This is a genomic window from Altererythrobacter sp. Z27 (assembly GCF_052683155.1).
In genome coordinates, this window is sequence record NZ_JBQYMC010000001.1 from 326,095 (window position 1) to 339,585 (window position 13,491).

15 protein-coding genes and 1 tRNA gene are annotated in these 13,491 nt (G+C 62.7%); 13 read left to right on the plus strand and 3 right to left on the minus strand.

What is annotated here, in order from left to right:
- Nucleotides 1-51 precede the first annotated feature (51 nt).
- Nucleotides 52-927: a hypothetical protein gene (locus ACUJ47_RS01645; RefSeq protein ID WP_445536729.1), complete on the minus strand. Its 876-nt coding sequence runs from the start codon at nucleotides 925-927 to the stop codon at nucleotides 52-54.
- Nucleotides 928-949: 22 nt separating this feature from the next.
- Nucleotides 950-1,744, minus strand: coding sequence for a 23S rRNA (guanosine(2251)-2'-O)-methyltransferase RlmB (gene rlmB / locus ACUJ47_RS01650; RefSeq protein WP_445538836.1), 795 nt, complete (start codon nucleotides 1,742-1,744; stop codon nucleotides 950-952).
- A 138-nt stretch (nucleotides 1,745-1,882) separates the two neighbouring features.
- On the opposite strand from rlmB, the gene ACUJ47_RS01655 reads away from it, so the two are divergent.
- The 4 genes from ACUJ47_RS01655 to pssA all read left to right on the plus strand — a co-directional run bounded on the left by ACUJ47_RS01655 (nucleotide 1,883) and on the right by pssA (nucleotide 5,066).
- Nucleotides 1,883-1,968 (plus strand) — tRNA-Tyr (locus tag ACUJ47_RS01655).
- Between the two features lie 314 nt (nucleotides 1,969-2,282).
- Nucleotides 2,283-3,413: a beta-ketoacyl-ACP synthase III gene (locus ACUJ47_RS01660; protein WP_445536730.1), complete on the plus strand. Its 1,131-nt coding sequence runs from the start codon at nucleotides 2,283-2,285 to the stop codon at nucleotides 3,411-3,413.
- Between the two features lie 55 nt (nucleotides 3,414-3,468).
- On the plus strand, nucleotides 3,469-4,221 hold the full coding sequence (locus ACUJ47_RS01665; protein WP_445536731.1) for a phosphatidylserine decarboxylase: 753 nt from the start codon (nucleotides 3,469-3,471) through the stop codon (nucleotides 4,219-4,221).
- Between the two features lie 71 nt (nucleotides 4,222-4,292).
- The gene (gene pssA / locus ACUJ47_RS01670) at nucleotides 4,293-5,066 is read left to right on the plus strand and encodes a CDP-diacylglycerol--serine O-phosphatidyltransferase (RefSeq protein WP_445538837.1); all 774 of its coding nucleotides are present in this window, start codon (nucleotides 4,293-4,295) and stop codon (nucleotides 5,064-5,066) included.
- Here pssA and ACUJ47_RS01675 read toward each other — a convergent pair.
- Entirely contained in the window at nucleotides 5,023-5,460 is a 438-nt protein-coding gene (locus ACUJ47_RS01675; protein ID WP_445536732.1) for a hypothetical protein, read from the minus strand. The genes pssA and ACUJ47_RS01675 overlap by 44 nt on opposite strands.
- Nucleotides 5,461-5,578: 118 nt before the next feature.
- Here ACUJ47_RS01675 and rpsB point away from each other — a divergent pair, with 118 nt between their 5' ends.
- The 9 genes from rpsB (at nucleotide 5,579) to rseP (ending at nucleotide 13,442) form a co-directional block, all read left to right on the plus strand.
- Nucleotides 5,579-6,328 (plus strand): 30S ribosomal protein S2, encoded by a 750-nt coding sequence (rpsB, locus tag ACUJ47_RS01680; protein ID WP_445536733.1) that lies wholly within the window; start codon nucleotides 5,579-5,581, stop codon nucleotides 6,326-6,328.
- 102 nt (nucleotides 6,329-6,430) lie between these two features.
- Complete coding sequence (gene tsf, locus ACUJ47_RS01685) at nucleotides 6,431-7,357, plus strand: translation elongation factor Ts (RefSeq protein ID WP_445536734.1); 927 nt, start codon at nucleotides 6,431-6,433, stop codon at nucleotides 7,355-7,357.
- Nucleotides 7,358-7,470: 113 nt separating this feature from the next.
- The gene (locus ACUJ47_RS01690; RefSeq protein ID WP_445536735.1) at nucleotides 7,471-8,400 is read left to right on the plus strand and encodes an alpha/beta hydrolase; all 930 of its coding nucleotides are present in this window, start codon (nucleotides 7,471-7,473) and stop codon (nucleotides 8,398-8,400) included.
- 94 nt (nucleotides 8,401-8,494) lie between these two features.
- A complete protein-coding gene (gene pyrH, locus ACUJ47_RS01695) occupies nucleotides 8,495-9,214 on the plus strand; it encodes a UMP kinase (protein WP_445536736.1) in 720 nt (239 codons plus the stop codon).
- Between the two features lie 27 nt (nucleotides 9,215-9,241).
- Nucleotides 9,242-9,799: a ribosome recycling factor gene (frr, locus tag ACUJ47_RS01700; protein WP_445536737.1), complete on the plus strand. Its 558-nt coding sequence runs from the start codon at nucleotides 9,242-9,244 to the stop codon at nucleotides 9,797-9,799.
- 25 nt (nucleotides 9,800-9,824) lie between these two features.
- Nucleotides 9,825-10,520, plus strand: a complete 696-nt coding sequence (uppS, locus tag ACUJ47_RS01705) for a polyprenyl diphosphate synthase (RefSeq protein WP_445536738.1) — start codon at nucleotides 9,825-9,827, stop codon at nucleotides 10,518-10,520.
- A complete protein-coding gene (locus ACUJ47_RS01710; RefSeq protein ID WP_445536739.1) occupies nucleotides 10,507-11,187 on the plus strand; it encodes a phosphatidate cytidylyltransferase in 681 nt (226 codons plus the stop codon). The genes uppS and ACUJ47_RS01710 overlap by 14 nt, the downstream gene beginning before the upstream one ends.
- Entirely contained in the window at nucleotides 11,187-12,341 is a 1,155-nt protein-coding gene (dxr, locus tag ACUJ47_RS01715; RefSeq protein ID WP_445536740.1) for a 1-deoxy-D-xylulose-5-phosphate reductoisomerase, read from the plus strand. Before ACUJ47_RS01710 ends, dxr begins: the two co-directional genes overlap by 1 nt.
- 24 nt (nucleotides 12,342-12,365) lie before the next feature.
- Nucleotides 12,366-13,442, plus strand: coding sequence for an RIP metalloprotease RseP (rseP, locus tag ACUJ47_RS01720; protein ID WP_445536741.1), 1,077 nt, complete (start codon nucleotides 12,366-12,368; stop codon nucleotides 13,440-13,442).
- The last annotated feature ends 49 nt before the right edge of the window (nucleotides 13,443-13,491 follow it).

The window sequence follows — 13,491 nt, forward strand, 5'->3', positions numbered from 1 at the left end:
CCGGCAGCTAGCTGGCGGGGTTTTCCTTTGCCCTTGGCAGGGGGCGCCGGTTCAGCTTCCGAGCTTGATCAGCGCGGTGGGTGCGCTCTTGGTGCGCTGGTCGATCTTCCATTCGAGCCGCGACCGGCCCGAAGTTTCTGCCGGGCCTTCATCGGTGTTGTTGGCCAGGATTCGCCCGTTGGTAACGATGGCGAAGGTGCCGTCCATCATCGGGATATCCGCCATGTCGCCTGCTTCGCCGCCATTCTCCTTCATGGCGCCCATGGCAGCGAGTCCGGCCATCCCGCCACCCATGGCGGCCATCGGGTTGGAGTCATCCTGGGCGGCGAAGCCCGGTGCATTCACGCGAACGACATCGTCGTCGCGCAGGATCACTTGCACGAAGACATTGGCCGCGGGAAAATCCTCGATCACGGGGAACATGAAATCGTGGCTGAGGTGGCCGCTGGACGAATAGGAGACGTCGAACAGCCCGTCACCCTTGTGTTCCACCCGTTCCCATCCCTTGTGCCGAAGCAGCAGCTTGCGCATTTCCTCGACCGCAGCTGGATCGGTCGGATCGATGCCGCCCATCAGCTTGGCCATCTTCTGGGCCTCTTTCTTTGCCGATTCGGCCCGCTCAGCCGCTCCCGCTTCCCATTCGGCGCGCTGCTCGGCGATTTCTTCTGCGGTGCATTCCCGTTCGCTATATTCGTCGTCATAGCAGGTTGACGCTTCGAACTCCCCGTCGGTCATGCCCATCTGCGCCAGCTTGCTTAGGCCAAGGAAAAAGATTTCACCCTCATAGGTGAACTGGAAACTGCCATCACGGTCCAGCACCAGCTCGGAGGTGAATTTGCCCGGGCTCACGAAGCATCCGGTCAGGAGCAGTGAAAGTGCGGCGAGCGTTGCCGTTGCTGCGGCGCGAATGCGGGTGGGAGCAGTCATGGTTCTGTCCTCTCCATCTGGATCAAATCGGGCGGGTTGCCACGGCGTAAAGCGCAATGGCAGCGGCATTGCTGACATTGAGGCTTTCGACTGCGCGGGTAATGGGCAATTTGGCCAAGGCATCGCAATGCGCCTCGATATTCAGGCGCATCCCTGCGCCCTCTGCGCCCAGCACCAGCGCAACCGGGCCGGTCGGCAGGGCTTCGGCGAGTGTCGCTTCGGCATAGCCGGTCAGCCCGATGCGCCAATATCCGGCTTCCGCCATCTCTTCGAGCGCGCGCGAAAGGTTCACCACGCGCACCCACGGCACGACCTCGAGTGCGCCGGACGCTGACTTTGCGACCACGCCCGATTCGGGCGGAGCGTGCCGGTCTTGCGTCACGATCGCTGCTGCGCCGAAAGCGGCGGCCGAACGCAGGATCGCGCCGACATTGTGCGGATCGGTTACCTGGTCGAGGACGATGAGCGGGCGCGCCGCGTCCCCGTCCATCACTTCATCGAGGAATACATCCTCGAGCGCCGCACATTCGAGCACCAGCCCCTGGTGCGGCGCATCGCGCGCCACCAGCCGGCCGAGGTCGGCCGCATCGGCATATTCGACCGGGAAGTCGGCAGGCAGTTCGCCGTCGAGCGAATCGATCCCTTCGCGAGTCGCCCACAGCTTGCGGTGCTGGCGCGCCGGATTCTTGAGTGCGGCTTCGACCGCATGGCGGCCCCACAGCCGCACGCTGCCGGTGGAGGCGCGGCCCGAACCGCGCCCGCCCTTCATCCGTCCTGCTCGCCCCTTGAGCGCGCGCTTGCGCTCTCCCTTGGCCATCATCGATCTCCGCAAAGTGCTGTCTCGCGCTCCCCCTGCCAGCAGCACCATTGACAGGCAAGCGTCGCTTCGCCAAAGGGGCGCCTCTCGGCAAACGGGGCCGCCTGCGCGGCTCCGAATTTTCCGCCAGAATGGTGTGGACAGGTGGCCGAGTGGTTAAAGGCAGCAGACTGTAAATCTGCCCGTGCAAGCGTACGCTGGTTCGAATCCAGCCCTGTCCACCACCTCCTTCATTTCCGGCGAACCAGCGTTCGGTTTGCGCAGCAAACCGGCTGGTGCGGTTTCGAGGCGCAGCCGAGAAGACGCCGCAGGCGACGATCCAGCCCTGTCCACGACCTCCTTCATTTCCGGCGAACCAGCGTTCGGTTTGCTCAGCAAACCGGCTGGTGCGGTTTCGAGGCGCAGCCGAGAAGACGCCGCAGGCGACAATCCAGCCCTGTCCACCACCTTCCTGCCTGGCACTTGGCGTTCCTCGCAAAACCGCCAGGCTTGCGTTCGCGCCTTGCCGATCTCCGCCTGCGGGATTAACCACGCGAACATGGAACTGACCCACCGTCCCGTCATCTCGTCGACCGGCCTGTTCACGCCGGGTGACGTGATCACCAATGAGGAGCTGGTCGCCAGCTTCAACGCCTATGTCGAGCGCTTCAATGCCGAGCATGCCGCAGAGATAACGGCAGGCGAGGTCGAGCCGCTGCAGCCCAGCTCGGTCGAATTCATCGAGAAGGCGAGCGGGATCAAGGCGCGCCACGTGATGGCCAAGGAGCCCGTGCTGGACCCGGCGATCATGGCGCCGCGCTGGGACGAGCGCAGCAATGACGAGCTTTCGATCATGGCCGAAATCGGCGTGAAAGCGGCGCGGCAGGCGCTGGAACGCGCAGGCCGCGATCCGGCAGATGTCGATGCGGTGCTGTGTGCAGCCTCGAACATGCAGCGCGCCTATCCGGCGATGGCGATCGAAATCCAGAATGAACTGGGCATCGACGGCTTCGGCTTCGACATGAACGTCGCGTGCTCTTCTGCCACTTTCGGCATCCAGACCGCGGCGGACTATATCCGTGCGGGCAATGCGAAGAGCGTGCTGGTGGTGAGCCCCGAAATCACTTCGGGCCATCTCAACTGGCGCGATCGCGACAGCCACTTCATCTTCGGCGACGTCGCCACGGCGGTGCTGGTGGAAGATGCCGCGATCGCTCCGGCGGCGCATTGGGATATCCTGGGCACGAAGCTGAAGACGGTATTCTCGAACAACATCCGCAACAATTTCGGCTTCCTCAATCGCGCGCATCCGGACAGTGCGGGAACGGCAGACAAGCTGTTCGTCCAGGAAGGGCGCAAGGTATTCAAGGAAGTGGTGCCGATGGTCGCGCAGATGATCGTCGACGAAGCGGGGCGGCTGGGGATCGATCCGCAATCGCTGCGGCGGCTGTGGCTGCACCAGGCGAATGCGGGGATGAACCGGCTGATTTCGCACCGCGTGCTAGGCCATGAAGCGAATGAGGATGAAAGCCCCACCGTGCTCGATACCTATGCCAACACATCCAGCGCCGGCTCGATCATCGCGTTCCACCAGCACAGCGAGGATCTGGCGCCGGGCGACACCGGGCTGATCTGCAGCTTCGGTGCGGGCTATTCGGCGGGCACCGTCTTCGTGCGGAAGACCGCCTGAGCACAGCCGACAGGCTTCGCTTGCAGCGCCCCGCCACAGGCCCTAGATGCGGGGCATGGCAGGTCAATTACTAGATAATAAGGGTCGCGGCGAAGTCAGCTGGAGCTGGCCCTCGATCCACCCCGAAGGGCGCAAGTTCGGTCTGATCGCGATCGGACTCAGCCTGATTCCACTCCTTTTGCTCGATTGGGAAATCGTCGGCTGGCCGATGCTTTTGCTGTCGGCGGGGGTGTTCGCTTTCTTCCGCGATCCCGAACGCGTGGTGCCGCAGGGCGACAATGTGATTGTCGCTCCGGCTGACGGGCTCGTGTCGATGATCGCGCAGGTCGAACCGCCGGAGGAACTGCGGGTCGATGACGGTTCGGGCGCGCCGGGGCTGCCCGACGGGCCGGTCACGCGCATCTCGATTTTCATGAGCGTGTTCGATGTGCACATCAATCGCGCGCCGATCAGCGGCACCGTGCAGCGCCTGGTCTATATCCCGGGCAAGTTCATGAACGCCGACCTCGACAAGGCGAGTGAAGAGAACGAGCGCCAGCATTTCCTGATCGAACGGCAGGACGGGTTGAAGATCGGCTTCACCCAGATCGCCGGGCTGGTGGCGCGGCGCATCGTGCCTTTCGTAAAGCCGGGTGACATTGTGGCTGTGGGCCAGCGGGTCGGCCTGATCCGCTTCGGCAGCCGGGTTGACGTCTATCTGCCTGCAGGCACCGAACCCAAGGTGCTGATGGGGCAGAAGATCGTGGCGGGCGAGACGATTTTGGCCGAGCTCGGCAGCCAGAAGTTGCTCGAAGGCATCGCGCAGTGACTGAGGCGCCGCGCGAGGATGGCGCGGCAGAGGGCGCGCCGCGGGTCGGGCCCAAGGCGGCCGAGGATGAATTGCCGGTGGGCAAGCATCCGGGCGGGCTCTCGCTTCGCGCGATGCTTCCCAATGCGATTACCGCCGCGGCGCTGGCTTCCGGCCTCACCGGCATTCGCTTCGCCATATCGGGCGATTGGAACCTTGCGGTCTATGCGATCATCCTGGCGGGCCTGCTCGATGGGATCGACGGGCGCATCGCGCGGCTTTTGAAGGCGCAGTCGCGCTTCGGGGCGGAGCTCGACAGCCTGGCGGACTCCCTTTCATTCGGCGTGGCGCCCGCGCTGATCCTCTATCTCTGGTCGATCCAGGACTTGCCGCGCCTTGGCTGGTTCGCGTCGCTGGCCTTTGCGATTTGTTGTGCGCTGCGGCTTGCGCGGTTCAATGCGCAGATCGACACCGACGAGCAACCGCACAAATCCGCCGGATTCCTGACCGGTGTGCCGGCGCCCGTTGGTGCGGGCCTTGCCTTCGTGCCGTTCTACCTCTGGACCGCGACCGGCGTTGAGGAATTCCGCAACCCGGTTTTCGTGGCGATCTGGCTGGCTGCTGTCGGCGTGTTGATGATCTCGAACATCGCGACCTTCAGCTGGAAATCGATCCGGCCGCGGCGAAGCATCAGGCTTGAGGTGATTGCCGTATTCGCGCTGGCATTCGGCGCATTGTTGCAAGAGCCGTGGTGGACGCTTGCCGGGATCTGCGCGATCTATCTGGCGCTGATGCCGCTTGCGCTGATGCGCTACGGCAAGATCAGGCAGCAGCGGCGAGAGCTGCAGCGCGCATCCGCTGATTGACCGGTGCGACCGGGCGCAGCATCACGACTGCCCCGGCGCTGACACCCACAGGCACATTACGCACATTCGCCAGTTCGCGCTGCGCAGCTTTCCATGCGTGGCGGAACCGCAGGGCACTGTCGGCTAGAGAGACAGCTGCGGCGATGGCGGCCACAAGGAACAAGGCGATCAGCAAATAGCTCAGCATGGTTCTATCTCCCCGGTTTAGCGCCACTGCATTCACCTTGTGAGAGCCTGCAATAGCGATGTACCACGTTTGTTCCAGCATGTAGTTCCCTATTTGTTCCGGCCCGTCAAGCGGGAAAATCCCCGCGGAAGAGAAATTTCGCAAATCGGGCTGGATTTTTCGGGATTCCGCCGCTAGGGCGCGCGGCGTTCGCAAAGCAGGAAGCATGTCGTTTCCGTCAATGCGGGCAAATCCACATGGAAGGCGCACATACCGGTGCCTCTCGCGGGAATGACCGCAACGAGGTTCCAGCTTTCCAGAGGCATAACCGGAAAGGAATTTACTTATGGCGGCTCCTACCGTCACCATGCAGCAATTGATCGAGGCCGGCGCACACTTCGGCCACCAGACCCACCGCTGGAACCCGCGGATGAAGCCGTACATCTTCGGCGCCCGCAACGGTGTTCACATCATCGACCTGTCGCAGACCGTGCCGCTGATGGCGCGCGCGCTGGACTTCGTCGAGCAGACCGTCCGTGCAGGCGGCAAGGTGCTGTTCGTCGGCACCAAGCGCCAGGCGCAGGATCCGATCGCGCAGGCTGCGCGCCAGTCGGGCCAGCACTTCGTCAACCACCGCTGGCTGGGCGGCATGCTCACCAACTGGAAGACGATTTCGGGTTCGATCAAGCGCCTCAAGACGCTCGAGGAACAGCTTTCGGGCGACACCAGCGGCTTCACCAAGAAGGAAGTGCTGCAGCTGACTCGCGAACGCGAAAAGCTCGAAATGTCGCTTGGCGGCATCCGCGACATGGGCGGCATCCCCGACGTGATGTTCGTGATCGACGCCAACAAGGAAGACCTGGCGATCAAGGAAGCCGCAGTTCTCGGCATCCCCGTGATCGGGGTGCTCGACACCAATGTCGATCCGACCGGCATCGCTTTCCCGATTCCGGGCAATGACGACGCTGCCCGCGCAGTGCGCCTTTATTGCGACGCCATCGCCGGTGCGGCGATTGCCGGTCGCGGCGGCGCAGTGGCCGACAGCGGCGCCGACGTTGGCGCGATGGAACAGCCGCCGGCAGAAGTCGACGCCTGATCTCTTGGCGACGGGCCGCAACCGGCCCGTCACAATCCAGAACTAGCGCACCGGGCCATCTCCCTGGGCCCGGTGTCCAATTAATTTGAAAAGGAAATCACCATGGCTGCATTCACTGCCGCTGATGTGAAGGCCCTGCGCGAAAAGACCGGCGCGGGCATGATGGACGCCAAGAAGGCGCTCGAAGAAGCGAATGGCGACATTGAAGCCGCGATCGACGCGCTGCGTGCGAAGGGCCTCGCCACCGCACAGAAGAAGTCGAGCCGCACCGCTGCCGAAGGCCTCGTTGGCGTTGCCGTTGCCGGCACCAAGGGCGTTGCCGTCGAAGTAAACTCGGAAACGGACTTCGTCGCCAAGAACGACCAGTTCCAGGATTTCGTGCGTAAGGCCACTTCGGTCGCGCTGGGCCTGGGCGCTGACGACGTCGAAGCGCTCAAAGGCGCTGCCTATCCCGATGGCGGCACTGTGGCTGAAAAGCTGACCAACAACGTCGCGACCATCGGCGAGAACCAGCAGGTTCGCCGCATGAAGAGCGTCGCCGTGTCGCAGGGCGTGATCGTGCCTTACGTCCACAATGCGGCTGCCGAAGGCCTGGGCAAGATTGGCGTGCTTGTCGCGCTTGAAAGCGCGGCTTCGGCTGACGTGCTCGAGCCGCTTGGCAAGCAGCTGGCCATGCATATCGCTTCGATGTTCCCGCAAGCGCTCGACGCCGACGGCCTTGATCCCGAAGTGATCGATCGCGAGCGCAAGATCGCCGCCGAAAAGGCTGCCGAAAGCGGCAAGCCTGCCGACGTGCAGGAAAAGATGGTTGAAGGCGCGGTGAAGAAGTTCGCCAAAGAAAACGCGCTGCTCAGCCAGGCTTTCGTGATGGACAACAAGCTGACGGTTGCTGATGCGGTCGCCAAGGCGGGCAAGGATGCCGGTAGCGTGATCGTGCTGAAGGACTATGTCCGCTTCCAGCTCGGCGAAGGCATCGAAAAGGAAGTCAGCGACTTCGCGGCCGAAGTGGCTGCTGCCGTCGCCGGCTAAGCTTTTCGAATCATCGGAAAAACGGCACGGGCCGGGTGGCATTCGCCATCCGGCCCGTTGTTTTTCGTAGGTGCTTCGCGCATCGGCCGATCAAATCCGGGTCGGAGGAAATTATGCGTTTTTCAAAGGTGTTACTGGCTGGTGCCGTAATGTTAGCTGCCTGTTCGGCTGCACCATCGACACAGGCCGGCAGCAATCCGGCGGCCAATGTCGCCAACCAACGGGGCGAGGGTCAGCCCTATGAGATATTGGGGACGCAGGTGTTCGATCTGCCGGACCCCGCCAGCGACATTGTCTATCAGGTCTTTATAAACCTGCCGCCAAGCTATGGCACGGATACTGCTCGCACCTATCCAGTCGTCTATGTGACAGACGCCGATTACGGCTTCCCTATGCTGCGCCTGATTGGGCGACGGATGAACAATGCGACCCCCAAAGTCGAAGAGTTCATCCTGGTCGGCCTTTCATACGAAAAGGGGCAGGACTCGATGGTGAGCCGCCGACGCGATTACACCCCGACGCCCAACGGGGCCTCGGATGCCCCGAAGGATGCCCGCCATGGCGAATCCCTGCGCTATCGCGACTATCTGCGCGATACTGTGATGCCCTTTGTCGAGGCCCGCTTCCGTGCGGAACCGAGCCGGCGCGTCTATGTCGGCCATTCCTATGGCGGCCTGCTGGGTGCGCAAATCCTGATGACCGACCCCAAGATGTTCAGCGGATATGTGCTGGGAAGCCCGTCATTCTGGTTCGATAAGCAATATTTGCTGAAGCAGGCGCCGCAATTGCTTGATCGGCTCGGGAGGATCGATGCCGACGTTTACATGTATGTCGGCGAATACGAAGCGCTCCGCGTTGGCGATCGGCGATACATGCAGGAAGTGGACATGGTGGCTGACAACCGCGCCTTTGCCGAACTGCTTCGCTCCAAAGGCTATCCAGGCCTGAAGCTGCAATCGGATGTCCTCATGGATGAAGACCATATGTCGGTCGCGCCTCGCGGTTTCACCAAGGGCTTGCTGCATACCTTGCCGGCGCGATAGCCGCGCGGAAATCGCGGCCTTTCCCTTTGCGCGCAGCGGACTAGGTGGCTAAGGACTCAGCCCAGTTCCCAACCCGCAAGGATTCTGATCGCCAATGTCCGCTCCCCGTTACAAACGCATCCTGCTGAAGCTCTCGGGCGAGGTGCTGATGGGAGACCAGCAATTCGGCATCGATCCGGCTTTCGTGGCCGAACTGGCCAAGGAAGTGAAAGCGGCAAAGGATACCGGGCTCGAAATCTGCCTGGTGATCGGCGGCGGCAATATCTTCCGCGGCATGGCCGGTGCTGCGCAGGGCATGGACCGGGCGCAGGCCGATTACATGGGAATGCTCGCGACCGTGATGAACGCGCTGGCGATGCAGAACGCGCTCGAACAACTGGGCGTCCACACCCGCGTGCAGAGCGCGATCCAGATGGACCAGGTTTGCGAGCCGGTGATCCGCCGCCGGGCCGAACGCCACCTTGAAAAAGGGCGCGTGGTGATCTTCGCCGCCGGAGTCGGCAGCCCCTATTTCACTACCGACAGCGGAGCGGCGCTGCGCGCGGCGGAAATGAAGTGTGACGCGCTGCTCAAGGGTACCAGCGTCGATGGCGTCTATGATAGCGATCCCAAGCGCAATCCTGATGCAACACGTTTTGAAACAGTCACTTATGACAAGGTTCTCGCAGACAATCTGAAGATGATGGACGCTTCCGCCGTGGCGCTTTGCCGCGACAATGAGATCCCGATCGTGGTCTTCTCGATCCGCGAAAAGGGCAACCTTGCCCGCGTACTGTCGGGCGAAGGCGTCCAGACTATCGTGCAAGACAAGTAATTGAAGAGACAAGAGGAAGCCTGACCCATGGCCAAATACGACAAAGCCGATATCGAGCGCCGTATGAAGGGCGCCGTGGAGAGCCTGAAGGGCGATCTTTCGGGCTTGCGCACCGGCCGCGCCAACACCAGCCTGCTCGATCCCGTGGTGGTCGAGGTCTACGGCGCGATGATGCCGCTCAACCAGGTCGCAACCGTGTCCGCGCCCGAGCCGCGCATGCTCAGCGTGCAGGTGTGGGACAAGTCAAACCTGATCGCCGTGGAAAAGGGCATTGCCAAGGCCAACCTTGGCCTCAACCCGATGATCGACGGCCAGACCTTGCGCTTGCCCTTGCCGGACCTGACCGAAGAGCGCCGCAAGGATCTTGCCAAGCTGGCCGGCGAATATGGCGAGAAGGCAAAGATTGCGATCCGCAACGTGCGCCGCGACGGTATGGAAGCGCTGAAGGAAGACGAGAAGAAGAAGGAAATCTCCGAAGACGATCGCAAGCGGTCCGAGGATGAAGTCCAGAAACTGACCGATTCCCATGTCGCCGAAACGGACGCTGCAGTGGCGGCGAAGGTGAAGGAAATCCTGACCCAGTGATGGGCGGGGTCGCTGGAGAGGGCTGATGGGCGGCCAAAGCGCCAAGGATTCTGCGCGCGCCCGGCATGTCGCCATCATCATGGATGGCAACGGTCGTTGGGCCAAAAGGCGCGGCTTGCCGCGGTCGCTCGGTCACCAGCGCGGGGTCGAAGCGGTCCGGCGGCTGGTGCGCAGCCTTGAGCCGATGGGGCTCGAATGCCTGACGCTCTACGCCTTTTCGTCGGAGAACTGGAAACGGTCCGAGGATGAAGTCGATGATTTGATGAATTTGATGCGCAAGTTCATCAAGTCGGACCTGCCCGAATTCGTGGCGAACAACGTGCGCCTCAAGATCATCGGCGACTGGCAAGGGCTGGCGCCCGATATCGTCGGCATGCTCGAAGACGCGCTGGCGCAAACCGCCAATGGCAAGCAGACACTGGCCGTGGCGCTGAACTATGGCTCGCAGCAAGAGATTGCGCGCGCTGCCGCCAAGGCAGCGGCAATCGGTGAAATCACTACGGAGAGCATCGCCGCGCAGCTCGACACTGCCGACTTGCCACCGCTCGACCTGCTGATCCGCACCAGCGGCGAGATCCGCCTGTCGAATTTCCTGCTGTGGCAGTCGGCCTATGCGGAAATGCTATTCGTTGACACGCTGTGGCCCGATTTCACACCGGAGATGCTTGAGCAGGCGCTCGACGATTTTGCACAGAGGGAGCGGCGCTTTGGTGGACGGTGAGGCCCCGGTGAAGAAGAATTCCGACCTGCCGGTTCGGGTCGTTTCCGCAATCGTGATGCTGGCGATTGCCGGCACGGCGCTATGGCTGGGCGGCTGGTGGTGGCGCGGCTTTGCCATCCTGGTTGGGGCGCTGTGCCTGGCCGAATTCGTGCGGCTGGTGCTGCGCGCGACCGAGCAACCGCTCAACCGGATCGCCGGGACCGTTTTTGGCACCGCCTATGTAGCGATTGCAGTGATCTCGCTCGCGTCCCTGCCATTGGGAGTGGTGTTGGGGATCGTGGCCATCGTCGTCGCAACTGACACTGGAGCCTATTTCAGCGGGCGCGCGATTGGCGGGCCGAAGATCGCCCCGAAGATCAGCCCGTCCAAGACCTGGGCGGGGCTTGGCGGCGGCATGCTCGCTGCCGGAATCGTGTCTGCAGGGACGTTTGCCTGGAACACAGGCGAACTGGTGATGCGCCCAATGCTGTTCATCGCCTTTGCTATCGGGGCCATGTTGGCCGTGGTCGCGCAAACGGGCGATTTCTTCGAGAGCTGGCTTAAGCGCAGCGCAGGGATGAAGGACAGTTCGCAGCTCATCCCGGGCCATGGGGGCGTGTTCGACCGGGTTGACGGGTTGCTGCCTGTGGCGATCATCGGCGCATTGCTTTGGGGGATGCATCCCTGATGCCGCGCAGCATTTCGATTCTTGGCGCGACCGGATCGGTGGGCGAGCGCACGCTCGACCTGATCCGCCGCAACCGCGACGCATGGCGGGTCGAAGTGCTTACGGCAAACGGCAGCGCGGCGAAGCTGGCCGAGTTTGCGCGTGAATTCGATGCCAGACTTGCGGTCCTAAGCGACGAGAGCCGACTGCCTGAACTGCGTGAGGCGCTGGCAGGCAGCGGGGTCGAGGCCGCCGGTGGCCGCGCGGCCCTGTGCGAGGCTGCTGCGCGCCCTGTCGATATCACTGTGGCGGCTATCGTTGGCTGCGCCGGGCTTGCGCCCGTGATGGCGGCGATCGAGCGCGGCGGCACCGTCGCGCTCGCCAACAAGGAAGCGCTGGTTTCCGCTGGCGAAGTGATGACTGCGGCCGTCGCACGGCATGGTGCCACGCTGCTTCCGGTCGACAGCGAGCACAATGCCATCTTCCAATGCCTGCAAGGCAACAGGATCGAGGACGTGGCGCGGATCACGCTCACCGCGAGCGGCGGGCCGTTCCGCACATGGACGCAGGAACAGCTTGAGGCCGCAACCCCCGAGCAGGCTGTTGCGCATCCCAATTGGGATATGGGCGCCAAGATCAGCGTCGACAGCGCGACGATGATGAACAAGGGCCTCGAATATATCGAGGCGCATCATTTGTTCCCGGTCGGGCTGGATCGTCTGAAGATCGTGGTGCACCCGCAGAGCGTGATCCACTCGATGGTGGAATATCGCGACCGTTCGACCTTGGCGCAGTTGGGTCCCTCGGACATGCGCGTCCCTATTGCGTCGTGCCTTGCCTGGCCGCAGCGCATGGATACGCCGATGGCGCCGCTTGACCTCGCGGCCATCGGCGAGCTCAGCTTCTTCCCGCCGGACGAGCAGCGCTTTCCCGCGACGCGCTTGGCGCGCCAGGCGATCGAAGCCGGGGCAGGGGCGCCCGCGACGCTTAATGCCGCCAACGAGGTGGCCGTAGCGGCATTCCTGGCCGGTCAGATCGGGTTCACACGTATTGCGGCAGTGGTCGAAAGCACATTGAGCCGCTATAGCGCGCCGACACCTGCCAGCCTCGACGATGTCCTTGGCGTCGATCGCGAGGCGAGAGTATTTGCGAGCGAAATGCTGGAGCATGCATAATTGATTGAAACACCGCCTGTTTGGATGTGGATCGTCGGCTTCCTGCTGGTGCTGGGGCCGTTGGTGACGGTGCATGAGCTGGGGCATTACCTGGTCGGGCGCTGGTTCGGCGTGAAGGCCGATGCATTTTCGATCGGTTTCGGCAAGGAGCTGACCGGCTGGACCGACCGGCGCGGCACGCGCTGGAAGCTCGCCACCATTCCCCTCGGCGGCTACGTCCAGTTCAAGGGGGACATGAACCCCGCGAGCATGCCCAACCCCGATGCACCGATCGAATTCGACACGTTCCAGTGCAAGCCGTTGTGGCAGCGTGCGCTGATCGTCCTTGCCGGCCCGATGACCAATCTGCTGGTGGCTGTGGCGATTTTCGCGTCCTTCAATTTCGCATACGGCAAGGTTGAGGCGCATAACGAGATCGGCAGTTTCGCCGAAGTTTCTGCAGCACGCGATGCAGGCTTGCGCGAAGGCGATTTGATCAAGGCAATCGATAGCGAGAAGATCGAGGATTTTGCCGACATCGGCCCGATGGTGATGATGTATCCGGGGCGTGAGGTCGAAATCACCTTCGAGCGTGGCGGCGTTGAGCAAGTGCTCCCCGTGGTGATTGGCGAAAGCATCGAAAGCGACCGCTTCGGCAATGAATCGCGGATCGGGCGCCTCGGCGTCTATTCGCAGGAGCCCGAATTCGTTCCGGTCGGGCCGGTTGAATCGGTCACGCTGGCGTTCGACCAGAGTATCGGCCTGATGGAAATGATGGTCACCGGGATCAAGCAGATCATCATTGGCGACCGTTCGATCAAGGAGCTTGGCGGGCCGATCAAGATCGCGAAATATTCAGGCGAGCAGATGAGCCTGGGGCCGCTGGCGCTGGTCAGCTTCGCTGCGCTGATTTCAATTAACTTGGCATTCATCAACCTCTTGCCAATCCCCGCACTCGACGGCGGGCACCTGGCTTTCTACGCGGCAGAAGCAGTCCGCCGGAAGCCGGTCGGCCCGCGCGGCCAGGAATGGGCGTACCGTACCGGCGTGGCTCTCGTGCTGATGCTGATGGTCGTCGTTACGGTGAACGACATCGTCTCGCTGCCGATTTTCGGGAGTTAGTCGGGGAAAGCACACCGTTGGGCGGCGATTGGCGGCAGGCGCCGCTTGA

Bases quoted from the DNA above. Each gene is read 5' to 3' on its own strand.
- ACUJ47_RS01660 (WP_445536730.1), top strand. From the start codon at position 2,283: ATGGAACTGACCCACCGTCCCGTCATCTCGTCGACCGGCCTGTTCACG.
- tsf (WP_445536734.1), top strand. From the start codon at position 6,431: ATGGCTGCATTCACTGCCGCTGATGTGAAGGCCCTGCGCGAAAAGACC.
- rlmB (WP_445538836.1), bottom strand. From the start codon at position 1,744: ATGGCCAAGGGAGAGCGCAAGCGCGCGCTCAAGGGGCGAGCAGGACGG.
- rseP (WP_445536741.1), top strand. From the start codon at position 12,366: ATGTGGATCGTCGGCTTCCTGCTGGTGCTGGGGCCGTTGGTGACGGTG.
- ACUJ47_RS01665 (WP_445536731.1), top strand. From the start codon at position 3,469: ATGGCAGGTCAATTACTAGATAATAAGGGTCGCGGCGAAGTCAGCTGG.
- pyrH (WP_445536736.1), top strand. From the start codon at position 8,495: ATGTCCGCTCCCCGTTACAAACGCATCCTGCTGAAGCTCTCGGGCGAG.
- ACUJ47_RS01645 (WP_445536729.1), bottom strand. From the start codon at position 927: ATGACTGCTCCCACCCGCATTCGCGCCGCAGCAACGGCAACGCTCGCC.
- dxr (WP_445536740.1), top strand. From the start codon at position 11,187: ATGCCGCGCAGCATTTCGATTCTTGGCGCGACCGGATCGGTGGGCGAG.
- ACUJ47_RS01675 (WP_445536732.1), bottom strand. From the start codon at position 5,460: ATGCTTCCTGCTTTGCGAACGCCGCGCGCCCTAGCGGCGGAATCCCGA.
- frr (WP_445536737.1), top strand. From the start codon at position 9,242: ATGGCCAAATACGACAAAGCCGATATCGAGCGCCGTATGAAGGGCGCC.
- ACUJ47_RS01690 (WP_445536735.1), top strand. From the start codon at position 7,471: ATGCGTTTTTCAAAGGTGTTACTGGCTGGTGCCGTAATGTTAGCTGCC.
- rpsB (WP_445536733.1), top strand. From the start codon at position 5,579: ATGGCGGCTCCTACCGTCACCATGCAGCAATTGATCGAGGCCGGCGCA.
- uppS (WP_445536738.1), top strand. From the start codon at position 9,825: ATGGGCGGCCAAAGCGCCAAGGATTCTGCGCGCGCCCGGCATGTCGCC.